The organism is uncultured Veillonella sp. (genome assembly GCF_938010505.1).
Lineage (GTDB): Bacteria > Bacillota > Negativicutes > Veillonellales > Veillonellaceae > Veillonella.
In genome coordinates this window covers 1-16,269 of sequence record NZ_CALLVP010000091.1, presented here as the reverse complement: position 1 = coordinate 16,269, position 16,269 = coordinate 1, and the positions used below count along the sequence as shown (strand labels likewise).

14 protein-coding genes and 1 riboswitch are annotated in these 16,269 nt (G+C 39.6%); all 14 genes read right to left on the bottom strand.

Annotated elements, in window-relative coordinates; translation table 11 throughout:
- Positions 1-1,255 (bottom strand): UDP-N-acetylglucosamine 1-carboxyvinyltransferase (gene murA / locus Q0507_RS05595; protein ID WP_298713619.1); only part of this gene is annotated, 1,255 nt, incomplete at its 3' end.
- A gap of 199 nt (positions 1,256-1,454) precedes the next feature.
- Positions 1,455-2,417 (bottom strand): class II fructose-bisphosphatase, encoded by a 963-nt coding sequence (gene glpX, locus Q0507_RS05590; protein WP_298713616.1) that lies wholly within the window; start codon positions 2,415-2,417, stop codon positions 1,455-1,457.
- 63 nt (positions 2,418-2,480) lie between these two features.
- Positions 2,481-3,125 carry a fructose-6-phosphate aldolase gene (fsa, locus tag Q0507_RS05585; protein WP_298713613.1) on the bottom strand — a complete coding sequence of 215 codons (645 nt, stop codon included), beginning with the start codon at positions 3,123-3,125 and terminating at the stop codon, positions 2,481-2,483.
- A 13-nt stretch (positions 3,126-3,138) separates the two neighbouring features.
- Entirely contained in the window at positions 3,139-4,419 is a 1,281-nt protein-coding gene (serS, locus tag Q0507_RS05580; protein ID WP_298713610.1) for a serine--tRNA ligase, read from the bottom strand.
- Between the two features lie 124 nt (positions 4,420-4,543).
- On the bottom strand, positions 4,544-5,497 hold the full coding sequence (locus Q0507_RS05575) for a cation diffusion facilitator family transporter (protein ID WP_298713605.1): 954 nt from the start codon (positions 5,495-5,497) through the stop codon (positions 4,544-4,546).
- Between the two features lie 242 nt (positions 5,498-5,739).
- On the bottom strand, positions 5,740-7,020 hold the full coding sequence (gene guaD / locus Q0507_RS05570; RefSeq protein WP_298713602.1) for a guanine deaminase: 1,281 nt from the start codon (positions 7,018-7,020) through the stop codon (positions 5,740-5,742).
- 101 nt (positions 7,021-7,121) lie between these two features.
- Entirely contained in the window at positions 7,122-8,159 is a 1,038-nt protein-coding gene (locus tag Q0507_RS05565) for an NCS2 family permease (protein WP_298713598.1), read from the bottom strand.
- Entirely contained in the window at positions 8,120-8,467 is a 348-nt protein-coding gene (locus tag Q0507_RS05560) for a solute carrier family 23 protein (RefSeq protein ID WP_298713595.1), read from the bottom strand. Before Q0507_RS05560 ends, Q0507_RS05565 begins: the two co-directional genes overlap by 40 nt.
- 61 nt (positions 8,468-8,528) lie before the next feature.
- Positions 8,529-8,627: riboswitch (purine riboswitch) on the bottom strand.
- Positions 8,628-8,918: 291 nt separating this feature from the next.
- Positions 8,919-11,087: an ornithine decarboxylase gene (gene speC / locus Q0507_RS05555; protein ID WP_298713592.1), complete on the bottom strand. Its 2,169-nt coding sequence runs from the start codon at positions 11,085-11,087 to the stop codon at positions 8,919-8,921.
- Between the two features lie 212 nt (positions 11,088-11,299).
- Entirely contained in the window at positions 11,300-12,829 is a 1,530-nt protein-coding gene (gene lysS / locus Q0507_RS05550; RefSeq protein WP_298713590.1) for a lysine--tRNA ligase, read from the bottom strand.
- 29 nt (positions 12,830-12,858) lie between these two features.
- Complete coding sequence (greA, locus tag Q0507_RS05545; protein ID WP_298713587.1) at positions 12,859-13,332, bottom strand: transcription elongation factor GreA; 474 nt, start codon at positions 13,330-13,332, stop codon at positions 12,859-12,861.
- A 123-nt stretch (positions 13,333-13,455) separates the two neighbouring features.
- Positions 13,456-14,442: a tRNA dihydrouridine synthase DusB gene (gene dusB, locus Q0507_RS05540; RefSeq protein ID WP_298713584.1), complete on the bottom strand. Its 987-nt coding sequence runs from the start codon at positions 14,440-14,442 to the stop codon at positions 13,456-13,458.
- A 94-nt stretch (positions 14,443-14,536) separates the two neighbouring features.
- Complete coding sequence (locus tag Q0507_RS05535; protein WP_298713581.1) at positions 14,537-15,304, bottom strand: type III pantothenate kinase; 768 nt, start codon at positions 15,302-15,304, stop codon at positions 14,537-14,539.
- A 9-nt stretch (positions 15,305-15,313) separates the two neighbouring features.
- The coding region (locus tag Q0507_RS05530; RefSeq protein ID WP_298713577.1) for a biotin--[acetyl-CoA-carboxylase] ligase at positions 15,314-16,269 on the bottom strand (956 nt) is incomplete at its 5' end.

Here is a 16,269-nt window from a genome sequence, read left to right as displayed (position 1 = left end):
CCCGAACAATATCAGCACCTAACCTTTGCAATTTACCTACAAAATCATCATAACCACGGTCGATATGATGCAAACGACCTACTTCAGTTCTACCTTCCGCAGTCAATGCAGCGCATACGAGAGCTGCACCAGCACGCAAATCAGTAGCATTTACTATAGCACCATGTAAACTTGGCATACCTTCTACAATAGCTTGGCGATTATCGATGTCGATATGAGCCCCCATTTTACGAAGTTCAGCAACATGCATGAAACGGTTTTCGAATACAGTTTCTGTTACTGTACTAGTGCCTTCCGCAATCGTAGTAAGAGCCATAAATTGAGCTTGCATATCCGTTGGGAAGCCAGGATATGGCAATGTTTTAATGTCCACTGCTTTAATGCCTTTACCAGTACTGATAACGCGAATGCCGTCGATTTCTTCCTCTACGGTTACACCAGCTTCTTTTAATTTAGCCACTACAGGTTTTAAATGTTCTGGCAATGCATTTTCTACGAATACATCACCGCCTGCCATAGCAGCTGCGATTAAGTATGTACCAGCTTCAATGCGGTCAGGAATAACCGTATGAATAGCACCATGTAATTGAGGCACACCTTCAATACGAATCACATTTGTACCAGCACCGCGGATATTAGCACCCATAGCATTCAAGAATGTCGCTAAATCTACGATTTCAGGCTCTTCCGCAGCATTTTCGATAACAGTTTTACCTTCTGCCATAGAAGCGGCCATAATTACGTTCTCTGTCGCCCCCACACTTGGAAAATCCAAGTAAATTTGAGTGCCTTTAAGGCCTTCAGGAGCGTGAGCATATACATAATCTTCAGTAATTTCAATTTTAGCACCTAATGCTTCAAATGCTTTTAAGTGAAGATCAATAGGACGCGCACCTATAGCGCAACCACCAGGCATAGAGATTTTAGCCTCCCCTTTACGCGCCAAAAGTGGCCCCATAACAAGGAAAGATGCACGCATTTTACGTACAAGTTCGTAAGGAGCTTCCGTAGCAGTCAATGTAGAAGCATCGAAGATGATTTCATCATCTGCTTTATTACGAGTGATTTTAACCCCCAAAGACTCGATAACTTGGCAAATCGTACCTACATCTTCCAAATTTGGAATTTCAAGCAATTTACTAGGCGTTGATGCTAGCAAAGTACCGGCAATAATAGGGAGCACCGCATTTTTAGCACTACTAACACGTACACGTCCTTCCAACCGGTTACCACCTTGAATGATTAACTTTTCCAACAGAATTCCTCCTACACTTTATATCGTTCATCTTGTATCAACTACAAGACCTTGTATTTATAACGTCATATACTAAATGTTATTATACTATTTTTCGATATATCTCATCAAGAGAATGTGAGAAAATACAATGAAAAAAAGTCCTGAACATACTTCCAAAATTTAGATCCAATTTTGGGGTACATTCAGGACGTTCTTCTTATTTTGCTTTTAATGTTTTAAGCTTATGATCCATATGCACTGTATCAAGGAAACGAACCGTGCCAGTTTTAGAACGCATTACGATAGTATGTGTACGCGCACCACCTGGGAAATATTGAATTGGATTCAATAAGTTACCACGTGTAATGGCAGTCGCTGCAAAGATAACATCATCAGTGCGAACTAAATCATCCAACGTAAGCACTTGGTTTACATCGGTAATACCCATTTCATGACAACGACGAATCTCTTCTTCTGTTTCTGGTTTTAAGCGAGCTTGCATATCGCCGCCTACACATTTCAAGGCTGCTGCTGCTAATACACCTTCAGGTGCACCGCCAGTACCTACAACCATGTGTACCCCAGAACCTTCGATACAACATTCCATCGCTGGATTAACATCACCGTCGGAGATAAGCATAATACGAGCACCTACTTCACGCGCTTCTTTCATCAAGCCTTGATGACGCTCACGATCAAGCATAACCAAAGTGATTTCATCTACACTACGTTCCATCTTAGCTGCTACATTTTTGATATTTTCGGTCAAAGACTTTGTAATATCGATAGCACCTGCACCACGAGGACCAACACAAAGTTTTTCCATGTACATATCTGGTGCATGCAATAAGCCACCTTTTTCAGCAATCGCCATAACTGCAATAGCACCATTTTGTCCTTTTGCAATCAAGTTTGTCCCTTCGATAGGGTCAACTGCGATATCTACTTCTGGGCCACCAGCACCAACGTGTTCACCGATATAAAGCATAGGCGCTTCATCGATTTCGCCTTCACCGATAACTACCGTACCAGAAATACGAACGGAGTCAAAAGCTTGACGCATAGCATCTACAGCAAGACCATCGGCTGCATCCTTTTGACCGCGGCCAAGCAAACGACCACTTCGCAAAGCTGCTGCTTCAACGACACGAGCAAATTCCAACGACAATGTACGATCCATAATGGGCCTCCTTATAAGTCCTCTATGTATTGATATGACTCTTACCTAGAGCCTCTACTTAACTTATTGATTAGCTTGTTTCCAATCTTCCATAAACTTTGCAAGCCCTGCATCAGTTAACGGATGTTTTATAGCTTGCATGAGCACTTTAAATGGAACCGTTGCAATATGAGCACCAGCTTTAGCACATTGAGTAATATGTAACGGTGTTCTCACACTTGCAGCAATGATTTCAGTTTCGATTTCATGAATAGCGAAAATATCTGCAATATCTTGAATCAATGTAAGGCCATCCATGCTGATATCGTCAATGCGACCAACAAATGGACTCACATAAGTTGCACCTGCACGAGCTGCTAATAAGGCTTGATTTGCAGAGAATACTAAGGTCACATTCGTTTTAATGCCTTCTTTGTTCAAAATAGCAACAGCTTTAAGGCCTTCTGGGGTCATAGGCACTTTAATAACCACATTGGAACCTAGCGTTACAAGGTCATGTGCTTCTGTTACCATGCCTTCAGCATCAGAGGAGATTACCTCTGCACTAACAGGACCTTCTACAAGATTTGCAATTTCAGAAATAACTTGTTTTAAATCGCGTTTAGCTTTCACGATAAGAGATGGATTTGTAGTTACACCATCAATAAAACCGAAGGCATAAGCCTCTTTTATCTCATCAAATTCTGCTGTATCAATAAAGAACTTCATAGAATGCCTCCACTTATTTCTCTGGTGTAATTACTTCAACGCCACCCATGTATGGTACGAGAACTTTTGGAATTACAACGGAGCCATCAGCTTGTTGGTAGTTTTCCAATATAGCTGCTACCGTACGACCTACTGCAAGACCAGAGCCATTTAATGTGTGAACGAGTTCCGGTTTGCCTTTAGAACCACGACGGAATTTAATATTAGCACGACGAGATTGGAAATCAGTCATATTAGAGCAAGAGGAAATTTCTCTATACTTGCCTTGTGCTGGCATCCACACCTCTACATCATAAGTTTTAGCAGAACCGAAGCCCATATCACCTGTACAAAGAGTAATAACACGGAACGGTAATTCTAATAAACGTAATACCTCTTCGGCATTATCTGTCAATGTTTCTAATTCTTTGAAAGAATCTTCAGGTTTAGCCAGTTTAACCATTTCAACTTTATTGAATTGATGTTGGCGAATAAGACCTCGAGTATCACGACCTGCAGAACCTGCTTCAGCGCGGAAACATGCAGTGAACGCAGTATAGTATTTAGGCAATTCTTCTTCGCTTAAAATTTCACCACCATGATAGTTAGTCAATGTAACCTCAGCGGTCGGAATCAAGAAATACTCCGTATCCTCTACATGGTACATATCTTCCGCAAACTTTGGCAATTGACCAGTGCCAGTCAAAGTTTCACGAGTTACCATGTACGGAGTCATCATTTCAGTGTAGCCATGTTTATCTACATGAAGATCAATCATGAAATTGATGAGAGCCCGTTCCAAACGAGCACCCAAGCCTTTATACACCGTAAAACGAGCACCGCTCATTTTGCCTGCACGGTTGAAATCAAGAATATCAAGGCTTTCACCTAAATCCCAATGAGCTTGAACCTCAAAATCAAATTGACGTGGTTTGCCCCATTTGCGTTGCTCCACATTTTCATCTTCATCAGCACCTACAGGAACAGATGCATCGCACATATTTGGCAACATCAATGCGGCATCGCGCAATTTTATTTCTACTTCGCGAATACGGTTATCAAGTTCAGCAATCTCATCGCCTACTTTTTTCATTTCTGCGATTTTATCATCCGCATTTTTTTTATTGCGTTTTAATTGGCTAATTTCTTCTGTTACAGAATTGCGAAGAGCTTTTAATTCTTCTACTTGTCCAATCAATTGACGACGTTCATCATAAGCGGATACAAAGGTTTCCAAATCGCCTTTTGTATGACGATTATCTAAGTTTTGTTGCACTAAATCAATATTTTCACGGACAAATTTTAAATCTAACATGCTATAAACCTCATTTTCCAACTATGCTACGTACAATATATTCAATACGTTTAAGTATACCATATATTAATGCATTTATCATTAAATTATGCGTTATATACTAGCCTTTTCATCAATATTTTTACTACTCATCATCTTCTTCATCCAACAAATAATCTTTCGCCATCCATTTGCGAGTGCCTGTAAAAGAAATGGTCACCCATTTTTCTGTTGGGTTACCACCGATTTCTTGGTCAATTTCATTGCGAATAGCATCAATTTCAGCAATGGTTTGATATGGAAAACTCTTACGAACTAAAATATCAATTTCAATGATTCGAGTATTGCCATATACTTGCACGCTCGTCACATAATCTTTAAAATTATATTTTTCCATAAAGCGATCCATAATCTCTTGCACTTCATTATGCAATGAAGTTGGTGCCCAACCCAGTATTTGTTTCATGGATGGTACGATAATATGAATGGCGGACGGTAACATCTGTACGGCTAAGACAATCAACACAATTGGGTCAATATAAGCTGCCCATTCAGCATATTCAGTTCCTTCTAACATAGTAGCCACAACGAAGCTAATCAAAATGGCCGCCTCTAACAGAGCATCGACATACCAACTCACATTATCAAACTTAATTAAGTTGGATTGTAAGCTCTTATTAATACGACGCACATAGAGATAATATGCTGTATCTGCAACGGTAAAGAATATGGCATAATAAATAGCTGGTCCAAAGTCTACGTGACGACCACCAGATAAAAGATCAGTAATGCCACTAGATAAGGCATAGATTACGATGAGAAGGATAAAGAAGCCTTCTACTGCCAACACGAGTGGTTCAAATTGCCAAAAGCCAAATTGAAATCGCTTGCTTGTTTCTCTAGCAACTAACTTGGCGGTCATAAGCATCATAACCTTAATAACCACATCAACAAAGGAAAATACCCCGTCTAACAAGACCGCACTAGATCCCGTAACAATCCCCATTATAGTACCACTGACAGCAACTAGGGCCATCAAGGCAATAGATTGCATCAACAGCTTTTGTTCAATAGAGCGCCTTGCTCCTAATATATCCATTAAGTCCCCCACTTTCTTAATTTGTACATTTTTTTATTATACACCAAGTAAATTGACGAGCAAAATTACTGCTATTACGAGCATTTTAACAAAATGCTATAAGAAAGGCTAAAACTCATATTCAAAGACTCATCTCATGCACCAAGCACAAGCTTTGAGGCACAACAAAAAGCAGCTAGTTTGAATGATATACAAACCAGCTGCTTTACATATTCAATATTATTTTCTGTGAGGTGTAGTCTTTAACCTTTTGGATTAGGTGCTACGCAACCAGCCACATAGCGTTCAATGATATGACGATCATCCCCTACGTATAACCACCGCTCTAAGCGCTCTTCCAAAGAACGTTCATTCGGATCAAACAATAAGGAATCATCAATGATAAGAGCATCTAATTCACAGCCATTTTCAAAGCTTCCAACGTGACCAAAGAATTGCCCCCCTCCCTTTGTAGCCATATAGAAGGCTTCACTCAAGGTAAGAGGTGCATAGTTTTTGTCTACTTCAGCCCATTTCATTTTCGATAGACCAATGGCTTCGGTAAGAACCTTTGCCATCGACACAATATGTCCACCAGAAATGTCGGAACCTAAACCAATTGGTATATTTCGTTCAAACAATTTACGAATTGGTGCAATTCCGCTAGAGAGATTTACATTTGAATATGGACAATGAGATACCATGGTTTGCGTCTCGGCCATACGGTCCATTTCTACATCGCTCAAATGAATGCAATGGGCCATTACAGTTGGCACGGTACCCATCAAATGATGTTCATAGTACACATCTGTATAGTTTGACGACTCAGGATGTAATGATGCGACCCAATCAATTTCACCGTGATTTTCCGACAAATGAGATTGCACTGGCACATCGTACTCTTTAGCTAATTTAGCCAACCCCTCCATTAGTACACTCGTACAAGATGGTACAAAGCGCGGTGTAATGATAGGTTTAACTAAGGGACCAAACTGAGCCGCCTCATCTAACCAAGCCTTTGTATCGAGCAAAGACTGTTTCGTTTCCTCTATAAGAAATTCTGGGCTGTTTCGGTCCATATTTACCTTGCCTACATAGGCTGATAATCCTGCTTTTTGTAAAAGCTCCATCAACACTAATGTGCTGTCTTTATGGATAGTTCCAAACAAAATACTTCTTGTCGTACCATTGCGCCATAAATCGTGAACAAAGGCACCATATACTAGGCGAGCATAGTCTTGGTCACTAAATTTAGCCTCTTCAGGAAATGTATAGGTTTCAAGCCATGGTAAAAGTTCCTTATCCATGCCAAGGCCACGATTACAATATTGCGGTGCATGCGCATGAGTATCAACAAAGCCAGGAATGATGAGATTATCTTTGTAATCAGCAACCTCACACTCTGCATACGCTGGTGGAATACTTTCACCACAATGAACAACCACCCCGTCTACAGCAATAACATAACCCTGTTGAATGGATACAAATGCCGAGGGATCAGGTGTATATAAGATATTTCCTTTTAAAATAAGTGTCGAATTCATATAACCTCCTCGTGTGATTAGAGTCCTAAAGTACTGCGCCCATATACTACGCTAGATTTTCCTTTAATAGACTATGCTATATGATTCATAGTATATGCTATTTAAATAGCAAAGTGAATGATGAACGCCACAGTCATGATGTACATTATAGGATGAATTTCATGACGACGACCTGTAGCAAATTTAATTAATGTATAAGAAATAAAGCCAAAGGATAAGCCTTGAGCAATACTAAATGTTAATGGCATAAGAAGAATTGTTAAGAACGCAGGCAATGCTTCCGTGAAATCAGTGAAATCAATATGTGTTACTTCACTCATCATAAATACGCCAATAGTAATCAGTACAGGTGCTGTCGCTTGTACCGGCACCAATAAGAACAACGGTGCAAAGAACAAAGATACCAAGTATAAAAGGCCAGTTACTACTGCCGTAAGACCTGTACGACCACCATCGGCAACGGCTGCCGCACTTTCAATATAAGAAGTAACTGTAGACGTACCTACAACGGCACCTGCTGCAGCACCAATAGACGTACATAGCAACGCTTTGTTTAAACCTTCGAACTTACCATTTTCATCTACCAAGTTAGCTTTTCTCGTTACACCAATTAATGTACCGATATTATCAAACATATCTACAATAGTAATAGAAAAAATAATAGAAAAGATGCCATATTTAATAGCGCCCATTACATCTAGTTGAGCGAACGTATCAACTGGAACTGGTGGTACCAAGTTAAAGATATCTGCACTTGTAGCAGGCATCTTAGTTAAACCTAAACCCATTGCTGCGATTGTAGTGAACGCCATGCCAATGAGCAAACCGCCTTTAACTTGTTTTGCTAGCAAAATACTAGTAATAAATAAGCCTAACAAAGTCAATAATACTGCTGGATCTTGCATATTACCTAACGTTACAAAGGTAGCATTATTAGGTACGATAATGTGAGCATTTTTAAAGCCAATGAAGGCAACGAATAAACCAATACCTACACCAATAGAGGTTTTCAGTACTTGTGGAATACCATCTACAATTTTATTAAGAACTTTGGTAACTGTTAAAATAACAAATACTGTACCGGAAATAAAAACGGCACCTAATGCAGTTTGCCAACTAAGGCCCCCATGGCACCACAAATGGTATACGAAAAAAATGCACTAAGGCCAAGGCCAGGGGCTACAATAACGGGAACATTTGCTACTAAGCCAATAAGCATAGTTGCAAAAGCAGTTGTTAAAATTACAGCCGCCACGGCACTAGCATGAGGCATTCCTGATACAGATAGTAAATTTGGTATTACCGCCAGTATATACACGGATGCAATAAACATTGTAATGCCTGCAAAAAACTCAGTTTTTACTGATGTTCCATGTTTGGTCAACTTGAAAAATCGATCAAGACAACCATTAGCCTGATTACCTCTTTCATAATCCATTAAACTCATCGCACTTACCTCCTAAACTTTTAGAAACATAAATTTAGTTAAATAAAAAACGGCTACAAGAGCATCATAAATAAGCTCTTGTAGCCGTAAATCTCGGTTCACGCTAGAGAGCCTTGACCCATCCCGTCAAGGTTATACAAGGTGTGTAATAGTTCTATATAATTATTCGTATCATCACATTCACATTCGATAAGGCTAACTAAATGAGAAAAATATCATCTTTATGATTTTTTCTCATATTCATTATGCAATTATCACAATCTATGAGCTAAGTATAGAATTATTTTTATTCACTGTCAATAACTATTAATGAAAAATCAAAATAAATTTTAGCCCACCTAAAAATTATTTTCTATAGAGTTTATATTTAATAATTTCATTATGCGTTTCTATATCGACACACGCCCTTAAAGTATTAACTATTGTATCTATCAACTGTATAAAATTAAATCTAACATTCATTTTTCAATACATAGCCATAGACTCTTTTATAGCCATCTGATTCTTCTGTAATATATACGCCTTGTATTTCTGGAACAAAGCTAGGCAATTGATTAATCCCCTCTTCTAAAGCAAGAAAATAATCACACGCAGTCCTAGACCAACGTTCCCCAGGCTGCACACATAAAACACCTGGTGGATATGGAAGCGCCCCTTCAAGCGCAATACGTCCTTCTGCCTCACTTAATGGTACGAGTTCACCCTTATTTCGTTGTAACTCGAAATTAGCTTTTTGTGGATTCATTACATATTCTGGAAAATATTCACGAGAGAATAAGCGTTGCTGTAGAATGCTTACATTTCTATCCCTATAGAAATCATGCATTTCTTGACATAATTGACGAATAGTATAACCCTCATATTTTTCTAGATTACTATAGTAAATCGATGGCAATACTTCTTGCATTGGTACATCACGGTCAATGAGCTCCTCAAAACGAATTAGTTGAGCCACGAGCTCATCCATTTTAGACTCAGATTCTGCTGGTGTCATAAGAAATAGAATCGTATTTAAATCACATTTCTCTGGGATAATTCTATTTTCACGTAAATAATTAGCCAGAATATTTGCAGGAATGCCAAAATCTTCATATTCTCCTGTTTCCACATTAATACCAGGAGTAATCAATTGGAACTTACAAGGATCGATAAAGTATTGCCCTTCACCATATCCAGTGAAAGAATGCCATTTCGCATCTGGTTCAAAAGCAAAATAGCTCACGTCACAAGCCATCTCGTGCGTATTCCCCTCTTCCCATCTTTTTCCATAGACTATCGGCGGCACGAGAGGACGAAGATATTTACATTGTTGCAACACTGCTTTACGGGTATCAATAGCAACTTCAATACATTCACGCCACAACTTTTGCCCCAACTTACCTTCATGTATCTTTGCATTTACATCGAGGGATGCAAACAATGGATAAAAAGGAGATGTGGAGGCGTGCATCATAAAGGAGTTATTAAAGCGTTTATGACTCACATAGCGGTCTTGCCCTTTTATATGCTTATCCTTCTTATGGATTTGAGAGGTTTGAGAGAAACCAGCTTGTTGCTTATGAACAGATTGAGTCACTAAAATTCCGGGATCATTGGGCCCTAATTCTAACAATAAGGGACTACAGTCTTTCATCATTGGAATAAACTGTTCATACCCTACCCAGGCAGAATCAAAGAAAATATAGTCACACAGATGCCCTATTTTGTCGACCACTTGACGTGCATTATAAATAGTGCCATCATACGTACCTAATTGAATGACCGCCAGTCGAATAGGTCGTTCCGCTTTAGCCTTTTCAGGCGATTTTTCATTAATCAAAGTTCGAATATAGCTTTCATCAAAACAGTGATCTAAAATACCGCCAATAGAGCCAAAGGGATTGCGTGCCGTTTCGAGATAAACAGGGGTTGCTCCCGACATGACTAGAGCACCATGGCTGATGGATTTATGGTTGTTACGATCATATAAAACAATATCGCCTGGTGTTAAGAGGGCATTTAAAACTACCTTATTAGCTGAAGAAGTACCATTAAGTACAAAATACGTTTTATCTGCATTGTAGACTTTAGCGGCATGAGCTTGAGCCTCGTGAGCATATCCTTCATGAATTAGAAGATCCCCTAGTTTAACATCAGCATTGCAAAGATCTGCTCGGAAAATATGCGCCCCAAAGAAATTGTAAAAGGCACGACCTGTAGGATGTTTACAAAAGAACTGCCCCCCTTGATGACCTGGGCAATCAAACTGAACATTATTATCTGCAACATAGTCAGTTAAAGCCCTAAAAAAAGGTGGTAGAATAGAGTCTTCATAGTCTGATACAATCCGCTCTATTTCGTTTTTACAGTCATCCGAACTCATCGATGTAATGTCTATAACAGTGGCTATCTGTTTTATATGAGCAGATATTTTTTCTGATAGGCCAAGTGCCATCATAATAACTGGTATACCGAAAGAACGAATTTGCTCATTGTCGATTACGTTCAAATCAGACTCACTAACTACAACCGCACCTACATCGGTAAAATCGGTTCCTTTAATATTTACACTTTCACGCCCCTCGATAGAACTAATCCAGGTTTGTACAGTATTTGAAAAGGCAACTTTTAAATACTTCACCTTAGCCTCCTTAATGACAGGGTTACGCTATACATATACATATACATATACATATACATATACATATACATATACATATACATATAATACTCCAGATATACCATAGAGATATCATAGAAATACAATATCTATAGTATAGATATGCCATAGATATATCATGAATATATCAAAAAGCTCCCTACTCAAAGAATAGGGAGCCTTTATAGTTTAGATTATTCAGCTGCGTCTTCTTCAGCTTCTGTTTCAACGTGCTTATGCACTTCTGGCTTCATCAATGGGAACAACAATACATCACGGATGGATGCAGAGTCTGTTAAGAACATAACGAGACGGTCGATACCAACACCTAAACCAGCTGTTGGAGGCAAGCCGTATTCAAGAGCTGTAACGAAGTCCTCGTCCATACGGTGAGCTTCATCGTCGCCAGCTTCACGTTCTTTCAATTGATCCAAGAAACGTTGTTTTTGATCGATTGGGTCATTTAACTCGGAGAAGCCATTTGCCAATTCACGACCATAAATGAACGCTTCAAAACGTTCTGTAGCCAATGGATTTTCACGACTTGCTTTAGCAAGTGGAGAAATCTCTTTTGGATGACCATATACGATAGTTGGTTGAATCAAGTTTTCTTCTACATAATCTTCGAAGCAAGCATTCAAAATTTTACCAATACCATCGTTATCTGTGTATTCTACATTCAAACGATCTGCAATAGCACGAGCTTCTTCAACAGTAGTTACTGCATCAAAGTCTTCACCAGTGTATTTTTTTACACCTTCAGCCATTGTGATACGATTCCAAGGAGGAGTCAAATTAATTTCAGTACCTTGGTATGTGATTTCTTGTGTACCAAGTACTTCTTGCGCACAGTAGGACACAAGATTTTCTGTTAAACGAATTGCATCCTCTACATCGCCATAAGCTTGGTAGGATTCAATAGTAGTGAATTCTGGATTATGACGATTATCGATACCTTCGTTACGGAAACAACGGTTCATTTCGAAAACGCGGTCCATACCACCAACGATTAGACGTTTGAGGTACAATTCAGGTGCAATACGCATGTAAATATCAATATCAAGCGCATTGTGATGTGTAATGAACGGACGAGCTGCCGCACCACCAGGGATAGCATGCATCATTGGAGTTTCCACTTCCATAAAGCCATCACGCATCATATATTCGCGAATTTTAGCAACGATTTGAGAGCGTTTTACAAATGTATCACGCACTTCAGGATTTACGATCAAATCAACATAACGTTGACGGTAACGCAATTCTGTATCTTTTAAACCATGCCATTTTTCTGGCAATGGACGTAAGGATTTAGACAAGAGGGTCAACTTCTCAACTTTAATTGTGATTTCACCTTTTTGAGTTTTGAACACATGACCTTCAATACCTACGATATCGCCGATATCAAGCATTTTTACGTATTTGTAATTATCTTCGCCCAATGTATCTTTACGGAAATACACTTGAATATCACCAGATAAATCTCGGATATTCGCAAATGCCGTTTTACCATGGGAACGAATCGTCATCAAACGACCTGCAATAACCGCAGGTTGACCGTCATATTTCAAGAAGAAGTCTTTTTTAATGTCTTTTGCATGATCTTTTACAACAAAACGTTGGCCAAAAGGATAGATTCCATCAGCTTCATATTCAGCCAATTTGTCGCGGCGAATTTGCATTTGATCATTTAATTCTTCTTGTACATTTAAAATTTCTTCACTCATGTTATCGCCTCTTTGTCGGTAAATGTAAATTATTGAATTGCTAACACTTTGAATGTTACAGGACCATCTGGTGTGGAAACCTCTACTTCATCGCCTTTGCGTTTGCCCAAAATAGCTTTACCTACAGGAGATTCATTAGAGATACGATTGTTAAATGGATCCGCTTCAGAGGAGCCAACGATAACATATTCCAATTCATCATTGTACATTGTATCGAGTACAGTAACTTTACTACCTACAGATACAACATCACCTTTTACAGTTTCGTCAATGATTTTCGCAGTGTTAATTTTATTTTCTAACTCTACAATATGACCTTCGATAAAAGCTTGCTCATTTTTTGCATCATCATATTCGGAGTTTTCACTGATATCGCCATATTCAATAGCAGTTTTAATACGTTCAGATACTTCAATACGACGTACAGATTTATAGTACGCTAATTCTTCTTCTAACTTCTTTAAACCGTCGGCGGTGAGTAATGTTTCTTTTACGTCTGCCATGGGTACCCCACTCTTTCTACATATAAATAATAAGAAAAAGTGTCATAATAAGATGACACCTTATCTCTTGTTTCTAAATTATCTCAACCATTATATAAAAATACTATTCATTTGTCAATCTGACTACCCTTCGGACAGTATTTTACGATATGCTTCTAGCTCATTGTGAAAGCTCGTTACAGTATGAATTGTATTCACTCGATTGCGCCAATATGCAGACTCCGGAAGCCCCTTCATATACCAGCCCGCATGAGTGCGTATCTCCTTAACGGCCATACTTTCACCCTTGTATTGACATAACAAGTCAAAATGCTTTAATAACATATCTAGACGCTCTATATCGGTCGGTACTGGCAACACTTCACCTGTGGCTAAATAATGATGAATGCGACCAAAGATCCAAGGGTTCCCTTGTGCTCCACGGCCTACCATTACAGCATCACAACCGGTTTCATCAAGCATTTGCTTAGCATCTTCAGGATTCACTATATCACCATTGCCAAATACGGGTACAGATACAGCTTCTTTCACAGCCTTAATATAAGACCAATCAGCATGACCACTATACATTTGCTCTTTTGTACGACCATGTACAGCAATAGCAGCCACACCGGTAGATTCGATGCGTTTTGCAAAATCCACGACATTAATGGAATCACTATCCCAGCCGATGCGCATTTTCACAGTAACAGGTACATCGACGGCCTTAACAGCAGCCTCTGCAACACGCGCTGCTAAATCAGGATTTTTCATAAGTGCAGAACCATCGCCAGAGGTAACCACTTTTTTTACAGGACAGCCCATATTGATATCTACAATATCGGCACCCGCATCAGCTACCACCTTAGCGCCCAAGGCTATTGCTTCTGGATTAGAGCCAAAAATTTGCATAGATACAGGACGTTCTACCTCTTCAATGCGCAGTAATTCATGGGTACGCTCATTTTTATATTTAATGCCCATGGCGCTGACCATTTCGGTGCACACCAAGGCTGCGCCATGCTCTTTGGCAAGTAGTCGATATGCAATATCGCTAACCCCTGCCATAGGCGCCAATATGGCTTGACCATCAATTTTGACGGACCCTATTTGCCACTGTTTATTATTCATATAATTCTATATCCCTTAACAAAAAGGGTACAGCATAAGCTGTACCCGAATGTACACTACTTCGTTACATATACGTAACTATATTATAGTAGCATTATTTATTTCTTTCGTAAATAAGGCGTAAGCCTTCCAATGTAAGCATAGGTTCTACATGATCAATGCAGTCCGTAGCACTGCTAATAAGTTGTGCCAAACCACCTGTAGCCACTACAGTTACATAATCGCCCATTTCTGCTTTCATACGAGACACGAGTCCCTCTACTTGACCTACATAACCATAGAACATACCAGATTGCATAGAAGACACTGTGTTTCGGCAAATGACTTGACCCGGATCCCTCACATCGATACGAGGCAATTTTGCCGCCCGTTGAAATAGAGCCTCTGCAGAAATTGTTACACCTGGAGTAATAACCCCGCCCATATAATCGCCATTACCTTGTACCGCACAATACGTAGTAGCGGTACCAAAGTCGATGATAATTAAATCACCTTTATAAAGTTCATGTGCTGCTACGGCATTTACGATACGGTCAGCCCCTACTTCACGAGGATTATCGTACTTAATGGCGATGCCCGTTTTAGTGCCAGGCCCTACAATAAGAGGATTTACATTGAAGTAACGCAAACAAACGCGTTCTAATGTAGGCATCAATGGTGGCACAACCGAGGAAATAATGATAGCATTAATGTCTTTTACATCAACCTTACGATCGTGGAAAAATAGATTCATCATCAACATGCCATATTCATCAGTGGTACGAACCCGATCCGTGGAAATACGCCAGTGGCCTACAAGCTCTGTCTTGTCGTATACACCGAGAACAATATTGGTGTTCCCCACATCAATTACTAATAACATGAATGCCTCCTATTTACGTGGACGAATAGACACGTCCCCTGCCACAATACGTTTAATTGTCCCATCAGGGATTTTTACTAATAAGTTACCATCTTCATCAATATCTATAGCTACCCCTTCGTAAGTATTACCAGGAGCGCGTACTTCAATTTCTTCACCGAGAGTTACCGATAATTGACGCCATTCATTGAGGGTTTCCTCAAATCCATTATCGAGCACTTCATAATATTGATATTCTAATGCTTCTAATATAAGTCTAAATGCCTCTGTCCGCTCAATATCAATCCCTTCCATCGTAAGGGATGTAGCAATTAGCTTTAACTCTTCTCGCAACTCTTCTTGTTTTGTCTTTACGTTGACCCCAATGCCCATTACAATATGAGAGATTTCCTCCATAGAACCAGACATTTCTGTCAAAATACCTACTAATTTACGACCATTTACAAGAATATCATTAGGCCATTTTATTCCCGCATCATTGAGCCCCATCTTATGAAAGGCCTTTGTCAAAGCTACTGCAGCCATCAAAGTGCACTTCGGTGCTTCTACAGGTGCAAAATCAGGACGCAAAATCAAGCTGAACCACAAACCTTTTCCGAACGGAGAGTACCAACCACGAGATAAGCGACCACGGCCAGCAGCCTGTTCCTCGGTGACAACAATTGTGCCTTCTTCTGCACCTTGCTGCGCTAAACGACGTGCTTCTAGGTTTGTAGACTCAGTAGTATCCATATAGACATATCGTTTACCAAATACATCTGTTTTTAAGATTTGCTTCATTGCCAATGGACTCAACAAATCAGGTTCCTCCAATAGTCGATACCCCCTCTTGGTATAAGATTCTATTTTGTAGCCTTTTTGGCGCAACGCCTTGATATGTTTCCAAATAGCTGTGCGCGAAACATGACATGCTTCGGACATATCTTGTCCCGATACGAAACTACCTTGGTTTTGTCTCAAGAATT

Coding starts and splice junctions, on each gene's coding strand:
- glpX (WP_298713616.1), bottom strand. CDS start 2,417: ATGGATCGTACATTGTCGTTGGAATTTGCTCGTGTCGTTGAAGCAGCA.
- fsa (WP_298713613.1), bottom strand. CDS start 3,125: ATGAAGTTCTTTATTGATACAGCAGAATTTGATGAGATAAAAGAGGCT.
- serS (WP_298713610.1), bottom strand. CDS start 4,419: ATGTTAGATTTAAAATTTGTCCGTGAAAATATTGATTTAGTGCAACAA.
- Q0507_RS05575 (WP_298713605.1), bottom strand. CDS start 5,497: ATGGATATATTAGGAGCAAGGCGCTCTATTGAACAAAAGCTGTTGATG.
- guaD (WP_298713602.1), bottom strand. CDS start 7,020: ATGAATTCGACACTTATTTTAAAAGGAAATATCTTATATACACCTGAT.
- Q0507_RS05560 (WP_298713595.1), bottom strand. CDS start 8,467: ATGAGTTTAATGGATTATGAAAGAGGTAATCAGGCTAATGGTTGTCTT.
- lysS (WP_298713590.1), bottom strand. CDS start 12,829: ATGAGTGAAGAAATTTTAAATGTACAAGAAGAATTAAATGATCAAATG.
- greA (WP_298713587.1), bottom strand. CDS start 13,332: ATGGCAGACGTAAAAGAAACATTACTCACCGCCGACGGTTTAAAGAAG.
- dusB (WP_298713584.1), bottom strand. CDS start 14,442: ATGAATAATAAACAGTGGCAAATAGGGTCCGTCAAAATTGATGGTCAA.
- Q0507_RS05535 (WP_298713581.1), bottom strand. CDS start 15,304: ATGTTATTAGTAATTGATGTGGGGAACACCAATATTGTTCTCGGTGTA.